Raw genomic sequence first — 15,879 nt, 5'->3', positions numbered from 1 at the left:
CGCCGCGTCCGGCCCCCCTCCGTACCGCGTCCGGTTCCGGCCGCCGTACGGGTGGGTTTCCGCCGTCCGGACCCGTCCCGGCCACCCGTTCCGGTGGCCGGGGCAGCGCCCCGCCTTCGAATCCGGGCCGCCCGGACGGCCGCCGTGTGCGCCGGACCACACGGGGGTGGGGATTCGCCGGAGTCCGGGTCGGATAGCCTGACCGCGGATGTCTCTTCACATCAAGATTCACGGCGAAGCGGCGTCCCCCAGCACCGGGGCGGAGCCGCCCCCACCGCCAGCTGTCTAACGGAGAAGGCCATGACCCGCACTCCCGTGAATGTCACCGTCACCGGCGCCGCCGGCCAGATCGGCTACGCGCTGCTCTTCCGCATCGCCTCCGGTCACCTGCTCGGCGCGGACGTGCCGGTCAACCTGCGCCTCCTGGAGATCCCGCAGGGCCTGAAGGCCGCCGAGGGCACCGCCATGGAGCTCGACGACTGCGCCTTCCCGCTGCTCCGCGGCATCGAGATCACCGACGACGCCAACAAGGCCTTCGACGGCGCCAACGTCGCCCTCCTGGTCGGCGCCCGCCCGCGTACGGCCGGCATGGAGCGCGGCGACCTGCTCTCCGCCAACGGCGGCATCTTCAAGCCGCAGGGCAAGGCCATCAACGACAACGCCGCGGACGACATCAAGGTCCTCGTCGTCGGCAACCCGGCCAACACCAACGCCCTGATCGCCCAGGCCGCCGCCCCGGACGTACCGGCCGAGCGCTTCACCGCGATGACCCGCCTGGACCACAACCGCGCGATCTCGCAGCTGGCCGCCAAGACCGGCGCCGCCGTCTCCGACATCAAGCGCCTGACGATCTGGGGCAACCACTCGGCCACCCAGTACCCGGACATCTTCCACGCGGAGATCGCCGGCAAGAACGCCGCCGAGGTCGTCAACGACGAGCAGTGGCTGGCCGACACCTTCATCCCGACCGTCGCCAAGCGCGGCGCCGCGATCATCGAGGCCCGTGGCGCCTCCTCGGCCGCCTCGGCCGCCAACGCCGCCATCGACCACGTCCACACCTGGGTCAACGGCACCGCCGCGGGCGACTGGACCTCCATGGGCATCCCCTCGGACGGCTCCTACGGCGTCCCGGAGGGCCTCATCTCCTCCTTCCCCGTCACCTGCACCGACGGCAAGTACGAGATCGTCCAGGGCCTCGACATCAACGAGTTCTCCCGCACCCGCATCGACGCCTCGGTGCAGGAGCTCTCCGAGGAGCGCGACGCGGTCCGCGAGCTCGGCCTGCTCTGACCCCCGCAGCGGCCCACCCGGCCGCCGCACCCTGCTGAACCACCCGAAGCGCCCCGGTAAACCTCGCCGGGGCGCTTTGGCGCGAATACGACTGTCGGCCCCCACCCCGTCGCTCTAAGGTGCCGACGGTGACCCAGAGTGCCGTTCCCCCTCAGCCCAGCAGCGCCTGGGACGACCCCCGGCCGCGCCCCGGCCGGACGCCCGTCCACCCGGCCGCCAGCGAGGCGGGCCGCCTGCTGTGCGCGGGCACGTACCTCGACGGTGCGTACCGCGACCGCGTCATCGACGAGCTGTACGTCCACGAGGAGCGCATCGCCGCCCCCTCCTACGGCTTCGACGCCGCCCGCGTCCTCGCGCACGCGCTGCGCGCCCGCCGTTTCGAACTGCTGTGGGCCGCGGCCGTCGTCGCCCTGTGGGTCTTCGCCGCCCTCGTCACGGACTACGTCTTCCTGCTGCTCCTCGGCCCCTGCCTGTGGCTCAGCCTCGCCGGCTGGCTCACCGACCGCACCCGCAGGGCCGCCGCCTGGATCCGGCTCCCGGTCCTCCTGCTGCGGCTGTGGTCCCGGCTGCTCCTCCTCCTCGTCCTCGCCGGACTGCTCCTCGCGGGCTTCGCGGGCGGCTCGGACGGGGACGGGTACGGCTACGGGGACGGCTCCCCGGGCTGGTCCGGGGAGCCGTACGGCTCCGGCGACGACCTCTTCGACCTGGCCGGCGGGCTGCTGCTGCCGCAGGACGGCGGCGGCCTCCCGAGGGGCACGGCCTGGGGCGTCCTGGTCCTCTTCACCGGCGTCGCCGCCCTGAAGTGGCTCCAGCGCGGCCAGTTCGCGCGGGTGCTGACCGCCGAGCTGTCCCCGCAGCGCTACCCGGACCTGTCCGCGGACCCGGCCGAGAAGGCCGCGGGCGCCCGGTTCGCCCGCGCCCGCACCCGCATCCGCGCCGAACAGCACTGGCCGCTGGTCATGTACGACGTCCACGACCCCTTCTGCGGGGCGGGCCTGGCCTACCGGACCTGGAACCTCGCCGTCGAACTGGTCCCCCGCACCGACCTGCCGGCCGGCACCGGCGCGAAGGCCGTCGACAACGCCGAGATCCTCCGCCAGGTCCTGCCGCTGCTGGAGCGGCTGCGGGTGCCCTCCCCGCACGGCTCCCCGCAGGCCGCCGAGGCGGTGGCGGACCGGCTGCGCGAACTGGCCGTCGACGAGTGCGTCTTCCTGCCCGCCCGCGGCCTCCCGCACCGGGACGCCGTGCCCTTCACCGCCGAGGACTTCGCCCGCCACCGCGGCGAGTCCGTCGAGGAGGGCGGCGAGAAGCGGCGGCACTTCCTGCGGATCCGGGTCGGCGGCTGGGACGAGGAGATCGTCGTCACCGTCTTCGTCCGGGTCCACACCCAGGGCGGGATGCTCATGCTGGAGGTGGCCCCGCACGTGCTGCCGCCCGTGCGCGAGGCCTTCCAGGACGCCGACGAACAGGCGTACCGCTTCCTGCACAACAACCACGTCGGCAAGGCCGTCTGGGCCCTCACCCACGCCCCGCGCGCCCTCGGCGGCGCCTTCGCCACCCTCGGCCGCGGACTGGTCAGCAGCTGGCGGATCCTGGTCGAGGGCAACGGCGGCGCCCGGCCCGCCGGCCCCGCGGCCTCCGTACGGGAACTCGGCTCCACCGACGACGCGTCCCTCTTCCAGAGCATGGACGTGGACCGGTACCTCAAGACCATCGAGGACCGCATCCAGAGCGGGGTGAAGACGGCGCTCCACCAGAACGGCTGGCAGACCGGCGAGTTCGAGCAGAAGATCATCAACATGGGGGCGGGTTCGGCGTACGTCGGCGAGGTCTCCGGCGGCGCCGTCAACTTCGGACAGGGCGGCTCCGCGAGGAACGTGACCAACCAGCAGGGCGGACCGATGAACGGGGGAGCCGGTGGCGGCAAGTAGCAGCGGGAACCAGCAGGGGGCGGCGGGGGAGAACGGGCCCGGGCCCGTCTTCCACGTCGGAGGCATCTCCGGCGGCGCCGTGAACTTCGGACAGGGCGGCTCCGCCGTCAACCACGTGAACACGGGCCCGGCCGCCGCACCCGCCCCCGACCCGCACCAGCTGGCCCTGCTCGCCGCCGTACGGGACCTGCGCACCGACCTCGCGCGGGTCAACCGGACGGCGGGCACGGAGGCGCTGGAGGCGGAACTCGCCGGTACGGCCGAGGAGATCGAGGACGAGGGCGCCGCCGCACCCGGCCGGCTGGCCCGGCTGCGCACCGCCCTGGCCGAGGCCGGCCCGGTGGCGGAGTTCCTCGCCTCGGGGGCCGCGGTGACGGCCGCCCTCGCGACCCTCCTCGGGAGCTGACCGTGGCCGCGAGCCGGGGCGGCGCCGGGGTCCCCCGCTGGAACCCGGCCACGCAGAGCTGGGACACGGAGCCGGGGCCGAAGCCGGAGCCGGGGCCGAAGCCGGAGGCGGCGCCGGGGCCGGAGGCGAGCGCCCCGGCCCTCGGCTTCCGGCAGGACACGCCCCTGCCCGTCCTGCCCCCGCTCCCCCCGCTGCCCCAGCCCCGCCCGGCGCAGGCAGCACAGGCATCGGCACCCGCGGAGACCGCGGCGACTGCGGAGGCCTCGCGGCTCCCGTACCCCGAGCCGGCGCCCGGCCCCGCTCAGGCCGCTGCCCCCGTGCCCGCTGCCCCCGGCGTACCGTCCGGGCTGCCGCCCGTGCCCCCGCTGCCGCCGATCGCCCCCGGCCCGGGCCCGTACCGGCCCGCGGGGTCCCCCTACCCGCAGCCCCTGCCTCCGCCGCCCTCGCCGCCCGCGCGGAAGGGGGCACGGTTCACCCCGGTGCTGGCGACCGTGGCGGTCGCGGCCCTGCTGGGCGGGGCGGCTGCCGTGTGGCTCGTGCAGCGCGGCGACGGGGAGCCCGCCGGGCAGGCGGCCCCGGCCCCGGCGGCGACCGGGGGGACGGCCGGTGCCCGGCCGGGCGAAGACCCGGCGGCCCCGTCCGGGGACCCGGCCGCCGCCGCGCCCTCCGCACCCGCCTCCGCCGCGCCCTCCGCGGGCGTCCCGGTCCTCCCGGCCGGGTTCCGGCTGGCCCGGGACCCCGAGGGCTTCACCCTCGCCGTCCCGGAGCAGTGGGAGCGCAGCAGGGAGCCGACCGGGGTGTTCTTCCGGTCCGCCGACCGGGAGTCCCTGCTCCAGGTCTTCCGCGTGGACGAGGCCGGGATGAGCCCGCTGGAGGCGGTCCGCGGGGCCTCCCGGACCCTGTCCCCGAACCCGGGCTACACCGAGGTGTCCGTCCGCGAACTGCCCGCCGCGGCCGGCGGCCGGCCCGCCGCCGAGCTCGTCTACGAGTACGACGGCAGGGACACCGGTGTCCGGCGGCGCGGCGTGGAGCGGGTGTTCGTGACCCCCGGCGGGGAGAAGTACGCCGTGCTGGTCCGGGCCCCGGCCGCCGAATGGCCGCGCCAGCAGGAGGTGCTGGCCGCGGCCGTCGGATCCTTCACCAAGCCCTGAGGCAGGCGGGGGCGGGAGGCGGGTGTTACGCGTACATGCCCGGCGTGTAGTGCCCCGGCACCAGGCGGCAGGCGACTCCGAAGCGGTTCCAGGCGTTGATGGTGGCGATCACCGCGAGCAGGTGGGACAGTTCCCGCTCGTCGAACTGGCCGGCCGCCCGCTCGAAGACCCCGTCCGGCACGAAGCCGTCCGTCAGGACCGTCACCGCGTCGGTCAGTTCGAGGGCCGCGAGCTCCCGCTCGGTGTAGAAGTGCCGGGACTCCTCCCAGGCCGCCAGCTGCACGATCCGCTGCGGGGTCTCGCCGTGCTCCAGCGCGTCCGCCGTGTGCATGTCCAGGCAGTACGCGCAGTGGTTGAGCTGCGAGGCGCGGATCTTGACCAGTTCGACGAGGGACGGGTCCAGGTGCTTCTTGGAGGCGTTCTCCAGGGCCAGCATGGCCTTGAATGCCTCGGGGGCGTACCTGGTCCAGTTCAGCCGGGCCGGCTGCTCGGGGGCGCGGTCGGCGGGGGCGGGGGTCTCGTGCGTGGTCGTCGTCGTCATGCGTCCCACCGTACGAGCCGCCCGGCGGGGCGATATGGTCCATTCCCGTGACGGAAACGTGGGCCACTTTCGGCGCTGACCTGCATCTGGAACTGGCCGCCGGTGGGCCACCGGGAGCCGCCGCCGACGCGCGCCGACCCGCCGGACCCGGTACCCGCGGGGTACGGGCCGCCCTGGTCGCGGCGCTGCGGGAGGCCGTGCGCGGCGGGCGCCTCGCCGCCGGGACCCGGCTGCCCTCCTCCCGGCAGCTCGCCGCCGATCTCGGACTGGCCCGCAACACCGTCGCCGACGCGTACGCCGAACTGGTCGCCGCGGGCTGGCTGACGGCCCGCCAGGGCTCCGGCACCCGGGTCGCGGACCGGCCCGCGCCGCCGCGCCGCACCCCCGTCGCCCGCGGGCCCGCGTACAGCCTGGTCCCCGGTACCCCCGACCTCTCCGGCTTTCCGCGCGCGGCCTGGCTGGCCGCCGCCCGGCAGGCCGTCACCGCGGCCCCGTACGACGCCTTCGGGTACGGGGACCCGCGCGGGCGCACCGAACTGCGCACCGTCCTCGCCGAGTACCTGGCCCGGGCCCGCGGGGTGTTCGCCGACCCCGCGCACATGGTGATGTGCGCGGGCTTCGGACACGGGCTGGCGCTGGCCGCCCGGATGCTGAAGGCGCGCGGGGTACGGGCGGTCGGCGTGGACCCGTACATGCTCGACCTGCACCGGGCGGTCCTGGACCGGGCCGGGATGCGCACCGTGCCGGTGCCGCCCGGAGACCTGCCCGGGCCCGGCACGGGCGCGGTCCTCCTCACCCCGGCCCACCAGTTCCCCACCGGGGAGGCCCTGCCGCCCGCGCGGCGCGAACGGCTCCTGCGGTGGGCGCGGGAGACGGGCGGGCTCATCCTGGAGGACGACTACGACGGGGAGTTCCGTTACGACCGGCGCCAGATCGGCGCCCTCCAGAGCCTGGACCCCGACCGGGTCGTGTACCTCGGTACGGCGAGCAAGTCGCTGGCGCCCGGGCTGCGGATCGGATGGATGGTGCTGCCGCCGGGCGCGGTCGACGAGGCGGTGGCGGAACTGGCGGGCGCGGACCGGTACTCGTCGGCGCTGGAGCAGCTCACCCTGGCCCGGTTCATCGCCTCCGGCGGGTACGACCGGCACGTCCGGGCCATGCGGCTGCGGTACCGGAGGCGGCGGGACCAGCTGGTGGCGGCCGTCGCCGCGGCGGCGCCGGCGGTGGCGGTCACCGGGGTGGCGGCCGGGCTCCACGCGGTCCTCGACCTGCCCGGGGGGAGGGAGGACGCGACGGTCCGGGCGGCAGCCGGGCGCGGCCTGACGGTCTGCGGGCTGGGCCCCTACCGCCACCCCCTCGCGGAGCTCCCGCCCCGCGACGCCCTGGTCATCGGCTTCGGCACGCCGCCGGACAGTGCGTGGGCCGCGACCCTGACCGCCCTCTGCGCGAGCCTCCCCCCACACGGCTCCCCGTGACCACACCCCGCGCAGCGGGAACCGGGGTCAGAAGGTGACGCCCGAGCGGACGCGGCCGAAGCGGTTCATCACCCGGATCGTGTGGGCGGCCGGTGCGGCGGGGCCGGGTCCCGCTCCGGACCCGGCGTACCCGGCAACCCCCACCGCACCCGCGTCATCCGTCCCGTACGCCAGCGTCCCCAGCGCCCCCGCCAGAATCCCCAGCTTCTCCAGCGTCACCCGGTCCTCCACGAACTCCTCGCACGGCACCGCCCCGTGCACCCGCATCAGCACCTGCCCGTGCCGGTCCAGCCGCCGCCCCGCCGCGTCCCGGTCGTCCTCGTAGAGGTCGTCCAGCGCATGGAAGACCACCTCGCTGGTCCGCAGCCCGACCGCGTGCACGGTCACCGTCTCCGCGGACAGCGTCGGGTCCTCGGACAGCGTGAGGGTCCGGGACCGGTTGTCCCGGGCCACGGCGTCCACGTACTGCACGGCGGCCGTCCCCACGGCCCCCGCACCCTCCGGCACCTGGACCTCCAGCACCACCCAGTACGTCTCCCCGAAGGCCAGGTCCGGAGCGAAGATCCGGATGCCCTCCTCCCCGGTGACCAGGTCGGGCAGGGACCGCGTGCCGTACTCCCGCAGCCCGGTCCGCGCCGCGTCCCCGGCCTCCTGGAAGACCCGCGCCCGCTCGGCCGGATCGGTCACGTGGTCGTGCCCGTACAGGTGCCAGACCGTCACCGCCGGGTCGATGTCCAGACGCAGCTGGATGTTGACGGCGGCCAGGTGGTCGCGCCGCCCGAGGTCCTCCAGCAGCCCCGCCCGCACCTGCTCGGGCCGCGTGACGAAGGTCGAGTGGCCGCCGGCCGCCCCCGCGAGGGCGGACAGCTCGGGCATCCGCGCGTCCGCGCCGAACCCGAAGCAGGACAGGGCCAGGTCCCCCCGCATCCGGGAGGCCGCGTTGCTGCGGATGGTGATCCAGCTGCGCTCGCCGGAGGTGGGGTCCCCGTCGGAGAAGAGGTACAGGCGGTTGACCGTGCGGCCGCCGCCCCCGCGCCGGGCGATCTCGGCGATGCCGTACTGGAGGCCGAGGTTGATGTCGGTGCCGCCGCCCGCGGTCATGCCCGCCACGACCGCGGCGAACCGCTCCGGAGGCAGGTCCTGCTTGCGGGTGGCCTGGAGGAGGGTGGAGACGTCGGTGGCGAAGGTGACGATGCCGAGGGAGTCCCCGGGGCGCAGCCGGTCGTAGATCTCCTGGAGGGAGGTCTTCACGGTGTCCAGCTTCTCCCCGGCCATGGAGATGCTGGTGTCCACGACGAAGACGAAGTTGACGGGGAGCGGGTCGGGGGCGGTGCCGCCGGTCGCGGCCCCGGCCGCAGACCCGGCCCCGGGCCCCGCGGCCGCCTTGAGGGCGATCTCCACGAAGTGCGTCGTCTCCGGGTGCGCCTTCGCGTCGGCCGGTACGGGGACGAACCCGTGGCTGACGGCGACGGCCTCGCCCGCGGCCGGGGCGGGCACCTGGTCGCTGCGCGAGGCGACGAAGTCGTCGAAGCGGATCTGCTCCTGGCCGATCAGGATCCCCTGGTCGATGAGCTCCCCGACCCCGAGCACGGACCGGGTGCCGAAGGCCGAACTGCGCCGGATGAACAGGCCGTCGCGGGGGAGCGGCTGCCCGGGCGGGCGGCCGGGACCGGTCTCGGCCGCCCGCGGGGTGCCGGCCGCGGTCCGGCGGTTGGCGGCGCCTCGGGGCTGGGCTCCGGACCCGGTCGTCCGCCTCCGCACCCGGGACGCGGATACGTGGAAATCAGGGGAGCCGACGTCCTCCCTGTCGAAGCCGCGGACCTGCACCCGGCGGCGAACGGCGCCCTGCATGCTCGGCTGCGGCACTGTTTCGGAGAGCCGGACCCTCTCCGGCGCCGGGCTGTCCAGCCGGTCCCCGTGGGTCAGGCTGAGCAGCCCGTCGCTGCCCTCGGGCGCGGGGCCCGCGGAGTGGACCACGTACCCGCGGAGCAGCCAGCGCGCGATCCACGCGTCGGGCGTGCGGGGCGGGTACGCGTGCAGGTCCGTGAGGGCCGGGAGCAGGTCGGGGTGGACCACGACCGTGGTGGCCCGGTACCGCTCGCTGAGCGCCGGTACCGCGAACCGGGCGAAGGTCCGCAGGTCCGTGACCACCTCGTGGACGTCGAGGTCCCAGCCCGGTGCCCGCGTCTGGGCGCGGCACTCCGCCAGGCGCCGCCGGGCGGTGGCGGGGTCCGCCGGGGCGGGTGCGTAGGGGTTCCCGACGAGCAGTACGGCGCCGTCGGCGGCCAGGCCGTCGTGCCGGGGTAAGGGGGCCTGAGCCGGTCCGCCGCAGATCCGCAGGCTCGCGCCGAGGCCGAGCAGTGCGGACAGGAGGGTGCCGGGGCGTTGTACGCAGGCGTGCAGCCAGCCGTCCCGCAGGGGCGGCTGGACCACGATGACCGTCCCCGGATCCCCGGCCAGGGACTCCACTTCGCCGGGTTCGCGGGCCGTGCGGGGTGCCAGGTCCAGGCCCCGCGCCCGTGCGTCCGCGCGGGCCCGGCGTACGGCCTCCTCGGAGGCCCAGTACCAGGGGCCGGGGTCGTCCGGCAGCGGCTCGGGCACGTACAGGACCGCGGGGGTGCCCGCCGCGGGTCCGCCGGGGGTGTTCGTCATGCGCACCTTCTCCGATTCCGTGGGTGTTCCGCCGCCGGGAGGGGCGGCCGGGTCAGGCCGCCGGGCCGTACCGGGTCGGCAGCGGGAAGCGCTCGTCCAGGTCGGTGGCGGTCCTGACGCGGGCCGCGAACATGCCCTCCGCCCGCAGGCTGCGCAGCCAGGAGTCGAAGCCCGTGCTGACGCCCTCCGCCCCGGCGGCGAGCGCCCGCGCCCGCTCCAGGTCGGCCGGGTCGCTGCCGACCAGCAGCACCCGGATCTTGAGGGCGAGGCCGTACGGGTTGCGGGCGTCGATCTTCAGGGCCTCGTCGGCGTACCCGGCGGCCGCGGCCGGGTTGCCCTGGGCCAGGGCGATCCGGCCCTTCCAGTACCAGTACTCCTCGGACTCGCGGTCGGCACCGGCGGCCCGCAGGGCCCGGTCGGCCTGCTGCGGCTCCTTGGCGGCGAGCAGCCGTTCGACCTTCGCGAGGGGCCGCTCGGCGGGCCCGGCGCCGCCCGCGGCGGGCACCCGCGCCGGGGCCAGGTAGCGGCCGGCCAGCAGCAGCACCAGCAGGATGAACACGAGCACGATGCCGACCAGGATCAGGAAGGGCTGCGAGGCCGCCCCGCCGCCCACGGTGGCGAAGACGCCCAGGACGGCGATGACGAAGGTCAGGACGATGACCCCCGCGAAGAGGCCGGTGGCCTGGGCGGCCGTCAGGGTGCGGAACAGGCGCTGCTGGATGAGGCCGCGGACGAAGTCGCGGTAGATCAGGAAGTACACGCAGAGGGCCAGGCCGCCGAATCCGGCGATGCCGCCGAGGATCTGGAAGAGCTCCAACATGCCACGGACTGTAGGACCTTGGGCAGGGCTCTGTCCGGAATTCGGGGGCAGTTCACGCCTTTCCGGAAGCCTCCGGAGGTCCGGCGTCCCCCGCCCCGACGCCCGCCCGCTCCTGCGGCAGTTCGCCGAAGCGCGCCAGCGCCAGGGCGCCCGCCACCGCGACCGCGAAGCCCGTGACGGCCAGCCAGCCCAGGCCCCCGCGGGTGCGGTCGCCCAGCCAGACCACGCCGACCAGGGCCGGGCCGACCGTCTCGCCGAGGACCATGCCCGCCGTCGCCGTGGTCACCGAGCCCCGCTGGAGGGCCGAGGTGAGCAGGAGGAAGGCCGCGCCGCCGCCGAGCAGGAGCGCGTACGCCGCCGGGTTGGCCAGCAGGTGGGCGGGGGACAGGCTGTCGATCAGCCGGACCGAGACCTCGACCACGCCGAAGCCCGTGCCGGAGCCCAGGCCCAGGACCAGGGCGCGCGGCCCGTCCGGGAGCCGGCCCGCGGCCGCGCCGAGCAGCAGGACCGCCGCCGCGCAGCCGAGCACGGCCCACCGGAGGGCCTCCGGGGCGGGGTCGGAGCCCTCCTCGCCCGCGGCGAGGGCCAGCATGCCGAGGCCCGCGCAGACCACCCCGACGGCCGCCCACTCCGTCCCGCTGAGCCGCACCCGCATCAGCCGGGCGGCGACCACCGCGGTCACGGCGAGGCTCGCGGCGAGGGCCGCCCCGACGGCGTAGATGGGCAGCGAGCGCAGGGCGATGATCTGGAGGACGAAACCGCAGCCGTCCAGGGCCAGTCCGGCCAGATACCGCCACTGCCGCAGGGCGCGCAGCAGCAGCCGGGCGTCCACGCCGGAGCCGGTTCCGGGGCCGGTCGCGCGGGTGGCCACGGCCTGGAGCACCGAGGCCGTGCCGAAGCAGACCGCCGAACCGAGTGCGCAAACCATCCCCAACAGCACGAACCGACTGTAGTCCAGAGAGATCCGGGCGGCCGGATTCCGCCGCCCCCGCGGCCGGTCCTACTCTGGTGGCGGACATCGGCGCGTACGGGGGAGGAACAGTCATGGAGCAGACCGGTCAGGTGGCCCGGGCCGCGGGCGGTACGGACGGGACGGCGGGCGCCGCAGCCGGGCCCGCGGAGGGCCGCCGCAGCGCGAAGCGCCGCTTCCGCTCCGGCGCCGTGGTGCTCGGCGGCATGGGCCTGCTCGCCGCGACCCTCGTCGCCTGCGGCTCCGACAGCGAGCCCGACAGGCGCTGCGCCGACCGCAAGACCATGAAGAAGCTGCCGGACCGCGACTGCAGCAGGAAGGGCGGCAGCGGCACGTACTACTACGGCGGCACCGTCCGCGACGGCAAGATCTCCGGCGGCAGCTTCGACAAGTCGGCCGTCACCCGCGGCGGCATCGGCAAGTCCGGCTCCGGCTCCTCCGGCGGCTGAGCGTGCGCCGGCACACCATCGAGCCCCGCCCCGGCTGGCAGCAGACCGTCGAGGAGCAGGGCCTGATCTACCCGCTCACCCGCTACCCCGACGGCTCCCTGCGCCCGTACTGGGACGAGAGCGCGTACTACTCCTTCAGCCTGCCCGAGGTGGAGGCGCTGGAGGAGGTCGTCGAGGAGCTGCACGCGATGTGCCTGGCGGCCGCCGCGCACATCGTCGAGCGGGACCGCTTCGCCGAGCTCGGCATCACCGACCCGCTGCTCGCCGCGCTGGTCACCGAGTCCTGGCAGCGCCGCGCCGAACTGCCCTCCCTCTACGGGCGCTTCGACCTTCGCTACGACGGCACGGGCCCGGCGAAGCTGCTGGAGTACAACGCCGACACCCCGACCTCGCTGGTCGAGGCGGCCGGCCCGCAGTGGTTCTGGATGGAGGAGCGCTTCCCGGGCGCCGACCAGTGGAACTCCCTGCACGAGCGGCTCGTGGAGGCCTGGCGCAGGCAGGCCCGCCTGCTGCCCCCGGGGCCCGTCCACTTCGCGCACTCGGACGCGGACGAGCTCGGCGAGGACCTGATGACGGTGGCCTACCTGCGGGAGACCGCGGAGCAGGCCGGCCTGGACACCGCCGCGCTGCCGGTGCAGCAGATCGGCTGGGACCGGATCACCGGGCGGTTCGTGGACGAGCGGCTCCGCTTCATCCGCAGCTGCTTCAAGCTCTACCCGTGGGAGTGGCTGGCCACCGACGCCTTCGGCCCGCAGGTCCTCGCCACCCTCGACAACGGGGGCGGCTCCGGCAGCACCTGCTGGATCGAACCGGCCTGGAAGATGCTGCTGTCCAACAAGGCCCTGCTGGCCGTGCTGTGGGAGCTCTACCCCAGCCACCCCAACCTGCTGCCCGCCTACCTCGACGGCCCGCGCGAACTGGCCGCCGCGGACGGCGCGGGCTGGGTGTCGAAACCCCTCCTGGGGCGCGAGGGCGCCGGGGTCACCCTGCACGCCGCGGGCAGCGCGCCCGCCGTACGGGAGGACGAGCCCTGCTGCTACCAGGCCCTCGCCACCCTGCCCGAGTTCGACGGCAACCACGTCGTCCTCGGCGCCTGGGTGGTCGAGGACGAGGCCGCAGGCCTCGGCATCCGCGAGTCGGCGGGCCCGGTCACGGACGAGTACGCCCGCTTCATCCCCCACGTCATCCTCTGAACCGCCGCCCTCCCGGAGCCGGGAGGGCGGAGGTCAGGTGGTCAGGACCGTCCGGAGCTGGGTCAGGCCCCAGTCCAGGTCCTCCTTGGAGATGACCAGGGGCGGGGCCAGGCGGATGGTGGCGCCGTGGGTGTCCTTGACCAGGACTCCGCGTTCCATGAGCTTCTCCGAGACCTGCCGGCCCGTGCCGTGGGCCGGGGCGATGTCCACGCCCGCCCACAGGCCGCGGCCGCGCACCGCCGTGACCGGGCCGGGTGCGCCTGCCGCCGGGGGCGTGTGCAGGAGCAGGCCCAGTTCCCGGTGGAGGTGGTCGCCCAGTTCCGCCGCGCGCTGCTGGTACTCGCCGGTCTCCAGCATCGCGACCACCTCCAGCGCCACCGCGCACGCGAGCGGGTTGCCGCCGAAGGTGGAGCCGTGCTCGCCCGGTCTGAACACCCCGAGCACGTCCCAGTCGGCCACCACGGCCGACACCGGCACGATCCCGCCGCCCAGCGCCTTGCCCAGCACGTACACGTCGGGCACCACGCCCTCGTGGTCGCAGGCGAAGGTGCGCCCGGTGCGGCCCAGCCCGGACTGGATCTCGTCCGCGATGAAGAGCACGTTCCGCTCCCGGGTCAGCTCCCGCACCCCGGCCAGGTAGCCCGCCGGCGGCACCAGCACCCCCGCCTCGCCCTGCACCGGCTCGATCAGCACCGCGACCGTGTGCGCGGTCAGCGCCTCCCGCATGGCCGTCAGGTCCCCGTACGGGACGATCTCGAAGCCCGGGGTGTACGGGCCGAAGCGGTCGCGGGCCTCGTGGTCCGTGGAGAAGGACACGATGGTGGTCGTACGGCCGTGGAAGTTGTTCGCCGCGACCACGATCTTGGCGTGCCCGTCCGGGACCCCCTTGACCTCGTAGCCCCATTTGCGGGCCGTCTTGACCGCCGTCTCCACGGCCTCCGCGCCCGTGTTCATCGGCAGCACCGCCTGCTTGCCGCACAGCTGCGCCAGCCGGGCGCAGAACTCGCCGAAGCGGTCGTGGTGGAAGGCGCGGGAGGTGAGCGTGACCCGCTCCAGCTGCGCCTTCGCGGCCTCGACCAGGCGGCGGTTGCCGTGGCCGAAGTTGAGGGCCGAGTAGCCGGCCAGCATGTCGAGGTACCTGCGGCCCTCGACGTCCGTCAGCCACGCGCCCTCGGCGGAGGCGACCACGACGGGGAGGGGGTGGTAGTTGTGCGCGCTGTGCGCCTCGGCGGAGCGGATGGCGTCTGCTGTAGTCGACACGGGATCTCCGTTCGTCCTGGCCGGCGACGTGGGTGGCGTCAATTCCTATCGTCGCTCGCATCGTGGACGGGGAAACCTGTCCGCCCGGCGCGCCCGTTAGGGTGGCACCACGCGCGGCGACTGGCGTACGGGGAAACAACTCCGGGGGAGCCGCGCGCGCACGACCGCATTCGCGGGCCGCTCGCCTGGGCCGTCGCGGGGTACGCATCGACAACGACCCCGGAGGACGCGCCATGACCCCGCGCCACCCCGCCCTCGCCGCCACCGACCCCGCGCTCGCCGCGCTCGTCGGGGCCGAAGAGACCCTGCAGGCCGAGACCCTGCGCCTGATCCCCAGCGAGAACTACGTCTCCGCCGCCGTGCTCGAAGCCTCCGGCACGGTCCTGCAGAACAAGTACAGCGAGGGCTACCCCGGCCGCCGCTACTACGAGGGCCAGCAGAACATCGACCAGGTCGAGTCCCTGGCGGTCGCCCGCGCCAGGGCCGTCTTCGGCGTCGACCACGCCAACGTCCAGCCGTACTCCGGCTCCCCGGCCAACCTGGCCGTCTACCTGGCCTTCGCGAAGCCCGGCGACACCGTCATGGGCATGGCCCTGCCCATGGGCGGCCACCTCACCCACGGCTGGGGCGTCTCCGCCACCGGCTCCTGGTTCCGCGGGGTCCAGTACGGCGTGCGCGCCGACACCGGGCTGATCGACTTCGACCAGGTCCGCGAACTGGCCCTCGCCGAGCGCCCCAAGGTGATCTTCTGCGGCGGCACCGCGCTGCCCCGCACCATCGACTTCCCCGCCTTCGCGGAGATCGCGCGCGAGGTGGACGCCGTACTCGTCGCGGACGTGGCCCACATCGCCGGCCTGATCGCGGGCGGGGCCCACCCCTCGCCCGTACCGCACGTGGACGTGGTCTCCACGACCACCCACAAGACCCTGCGCGGCCCGCGGGGCGCCATGCTGATGTGCCGCGCGGAGCACGCGAAGGCCATCGACAAGGCGGTCTTCCCGGGCCTCCAGGGCGGCCCGCACAACCAGACCACGGCCGGTATCGCGGTGGCCCTGCACGAGGCCGCGCAGCCCGCCTTCCGCACGTACGCGCACGCGGTGGTGGACAACGCCGGGGCGCTGGCCGCGGCCCTGCTGGAGCGGGGCTTCGACCTGGTCTCCGGCGGTACGGACAACCACCTCATCCTGATCGACCTCACCGCGCAGGGGGTCGCGGGCAAGGTGGCGGCCAAGGCCCTGGACCGGGCGGGCATCGTCGTCAACTACAACACCGTGCCGTACGACCCGCGCAAGCCGTTCGACCCGTCCGGCATCCGCATCGGCACCCCCTCGCTGACCTCCCGCGGACTCACCGCCGAGCACATGCCGGCCGTGGCCGACTGGATCGCCCGCGCGGTGGCCGCCGCCGCCAAGGAGGACGGGGGCGCCCTCGCCGCGGTCCGCGCCGAGGTCGCCGCGCTGATGGCCGCGTACCCGGCCCCGGGCCTGCCGCAGGACTGAGGGGCCGGCCGCCCGGCTGCCGCGGGAGGCGGCGGCCGGGCGGTGTCCGGGCAGCGGCCGGGCTGCGGCGGGAGCGATGGCCGGAACGCTCCTCGAAGAGTCGTCGGAGGGGTCGCCGGAGAGCCCGCCGCGGCGGTCGTCAAAGCGGTCGCTCGGCCGGGGCGCATTCCGGCCGCGCCGCTACTGCCCGGTTATTGGCGGGCCCCCCGCCCCCGCGCGGCGGGCGGGGTGTGATCCCCGCC

At 75.3% G+C, this 15,879-nt stretch carries 13 protein-coding genes and 1 riboswitch; of the genes, 8 read left to right on the top strand and 5 right to left on the bottom strand.

Annotation, left to right across the window (positions count from 1 at the left end; all coding sequences use genetic code 11):
• The first annotated feature begins 300 nt into the window (after window positions 1-300).
• The 4 genes from ACZ7JZ_RS01295 to ACZ7JZ_RS01280 all read left to right on the top strand — a co-directional run bounded on the left by ACZ7JZ_RS01295 (window position 301) and on the right by ACZ7JZ_RS01280 (window position 4,778).
• A complete protein-coding gene (locus tag ACZ7JZ_RS01295; protein ID WP_470931925.1) occupies window positions 301-1,290 on the top strand; it encodes a malate dehydrogenase in 990 nt (329 codons plus the stop codon).
• Between the two features lie 128 nt (window positions 1,291-1,418).
• The gene (locus ACZ7JZ_RS01290; protein WP_470931923.1) at window positions 1,419-3,221 is read left to right on the top strand and encodes a hypothetical protein; all 1,803 of its coding nucleotides are present in this window, start codon (window positions 1,419-1,421) and stop codon (window positions 3,219-3,221) included.
• Window positions 3,208-3,627, top strand: a complete 420-nt coding sequence (locus ACZ7JZ_RS01285) for a hypothetical protein (RefSeq protein WP_470931921.1) — start codon at window positions 3,208-3,210, stop codon at window positions 3,625-3,627. The genes ACZ7JZ_RS01290 and ACZ7JZ_RS01285 overlap by 14 nt, the downstream gene beginning before the upstream one ends.
• A gap of 2 nt (window positions 3,628-3,629) precedes the next feature.
• Window positions 3,630-4,778 (top strand): serine/arginine repetitive matrix protein 2, encoded by a 1,149-nt coding sequence (locus ACZ7JZ_RS01280; RefSeq protein WP_470931919.1) that lies wholly within the window; start codon window positions 3,630-3,632, stop codon window positions 4,776-4,778.
• 25 nt (window positions 4,779-4,803) lie between these two features.
• On the opposite strand, the gene ACZ7JZ_RS01275 is transcribed toward ACZ7JZ_RS01280, so the two are convergent.
• Window positions 4,804-5,319, bottom strand: coding sequence for a carboxymuconolactone decarboxylase family protein (locus tag ACZ7JZ_RS01275; protein ID WP_470931917.1), 516 nt, complete (start codon window positions 5,317-5,319; stop codon window positions 4,804-4,806).
• 47 nt (window positions 5,320-5,366) lie between these two features.
• Between ACZ7JZ_RS01275 and pdxR the strand changes: the two genes are divergently transcribed.
• Window positions 5,367-6,794 carry a MocR-like pyridoxine biosynthesis transcription factor PdxR gene (pdxR, locus tag ACZ7JZ_RS01270; RefSeq protein ID WP_470931915.1) on the top strand — a complete coding sequence of 476 codons (1,428 nt, stop codon included), beginning with the start codon at window positions 5,367-5,369 and terminating at the stop codon, window positions 6,792-6,794.
• Between the two features lie 27 nt (window positions 6,795-6,821).
• Here the strand turns inward: pdxR and ACZ7JZ_RS01265 are convergent, their stop codons facing one another.
• From ACZ7JZ_RS01265 to ACZ7JZ_RS01255, 3 genes are read right to left on the bottom strand one after another with little or no spacing between them, the layout of a single operon-like run.
• A complete protein-coding gene (locus ACZ7JZ_RS01265) occupies window positions 6,822-9,446 on the bottom strand; it encodes a VWA domain-containing protein (RefSeq protein ID WP_470931913.1) in 2,625 nt (874 codons plus the stop codon).
• Between the two features lie 52 nt (window positions 9,447-9,498).
• Complete coding sequence (locus ACZ7JZ_RS01260) at window positions 9,499-10,266, bottom strand: hypothetical protein (protein ID WP_470931911.1); 768 nt, start codon at window positions 10,264-10,266, stop codon at window positions 9,499-9,501.
• A gap of 52 nt (window positions 10,267-10,318) precedes the next feature.
• A complete protein-coding gene (locus tag ACZ7JZ_RS01255; protein WP_470932435.1) occupies window positions 10,319-11,194 on the bottom strand; it encodes a DMT family protein in 876 nt (291 codons plus the stop codon).
• Between the two features lie 248 nt (window positions 11,195-11,442).
• On the opposite strand from ACZ7JZ_RS01255, the gene ACZ7JZ_RS01250 reads away from it, so the two are divergent.
• Window positions 11,443-11,685, top strand: a complete 243-nt coding sequence (locus tag ACZ7JZ_RS01250) for a hypothetical protein (protein ID WP_470932433.1) — start codon at window positions 11,443-11,445, stop codon at window positions 11,683-11,685.
• Window positions 11,686-11,687: 2 nt separating this feature from the next.
• A complete protein-coding gene (locus tag ACZ7JZ_RS01245; RefSeq protein WP_470931909.1) occupies window positions 11,688-12,878 on the top strand; it encodes a glutathionylspermidine synthase family protein in 1,191 nt (396 codons plus the stop codon).
• A 33-nt stretch (window positions 12,879-12,911) separates the two neighbouring features.
• On the opposite strand, the gene rocD is transcribed toward ACZ7JZ_RS01245, so the two are convergent.
• Entirely contained in the window at window positions 12,912-14,138 is a 1,227-nt protein-coding gene (gene rocD, locus ACZ7JZ_RS01240) for an ornithine--oxo-acid transaminase (protein WP_470931907.1), read from the bottom strand.
• Between the two features lie 106 nt (window positions 14,139-14,244).
• Window positions 14,245-14,336, top strand: a riboswitch (ZMP/ZTP riboswitch).
• A gap of 35 nt (window positions 14,337-14,371) precedes the next feature.
• Between rocD and ACZ7JZ_RS01235 the strand changes: the two genes are divergently transcribed.
• Window positions 14,372-15,637: a serine hydroxymethyltransferase gene (locus ACZ7JZ_RS01235; protein ID WP_470931905.1), complete on the top strand. Its 1,266-nt coding sequence runs from the start codon at window positions 14,372-14,374 to the stop codon at window positions 15,635-15,637.
• The last annotated feature ends 242 nt before the right edge of the window (window positions 15,638-15,879 follow it).

The sequence above is a fragment of the Streptomyces sp. NPDC038213 genome, from assembly GCF_055600495.1.
Note: the sequence above shows the minus strand (reverse complement) of the source record. Positions and strands in the feature narration are given on the sequence as shown.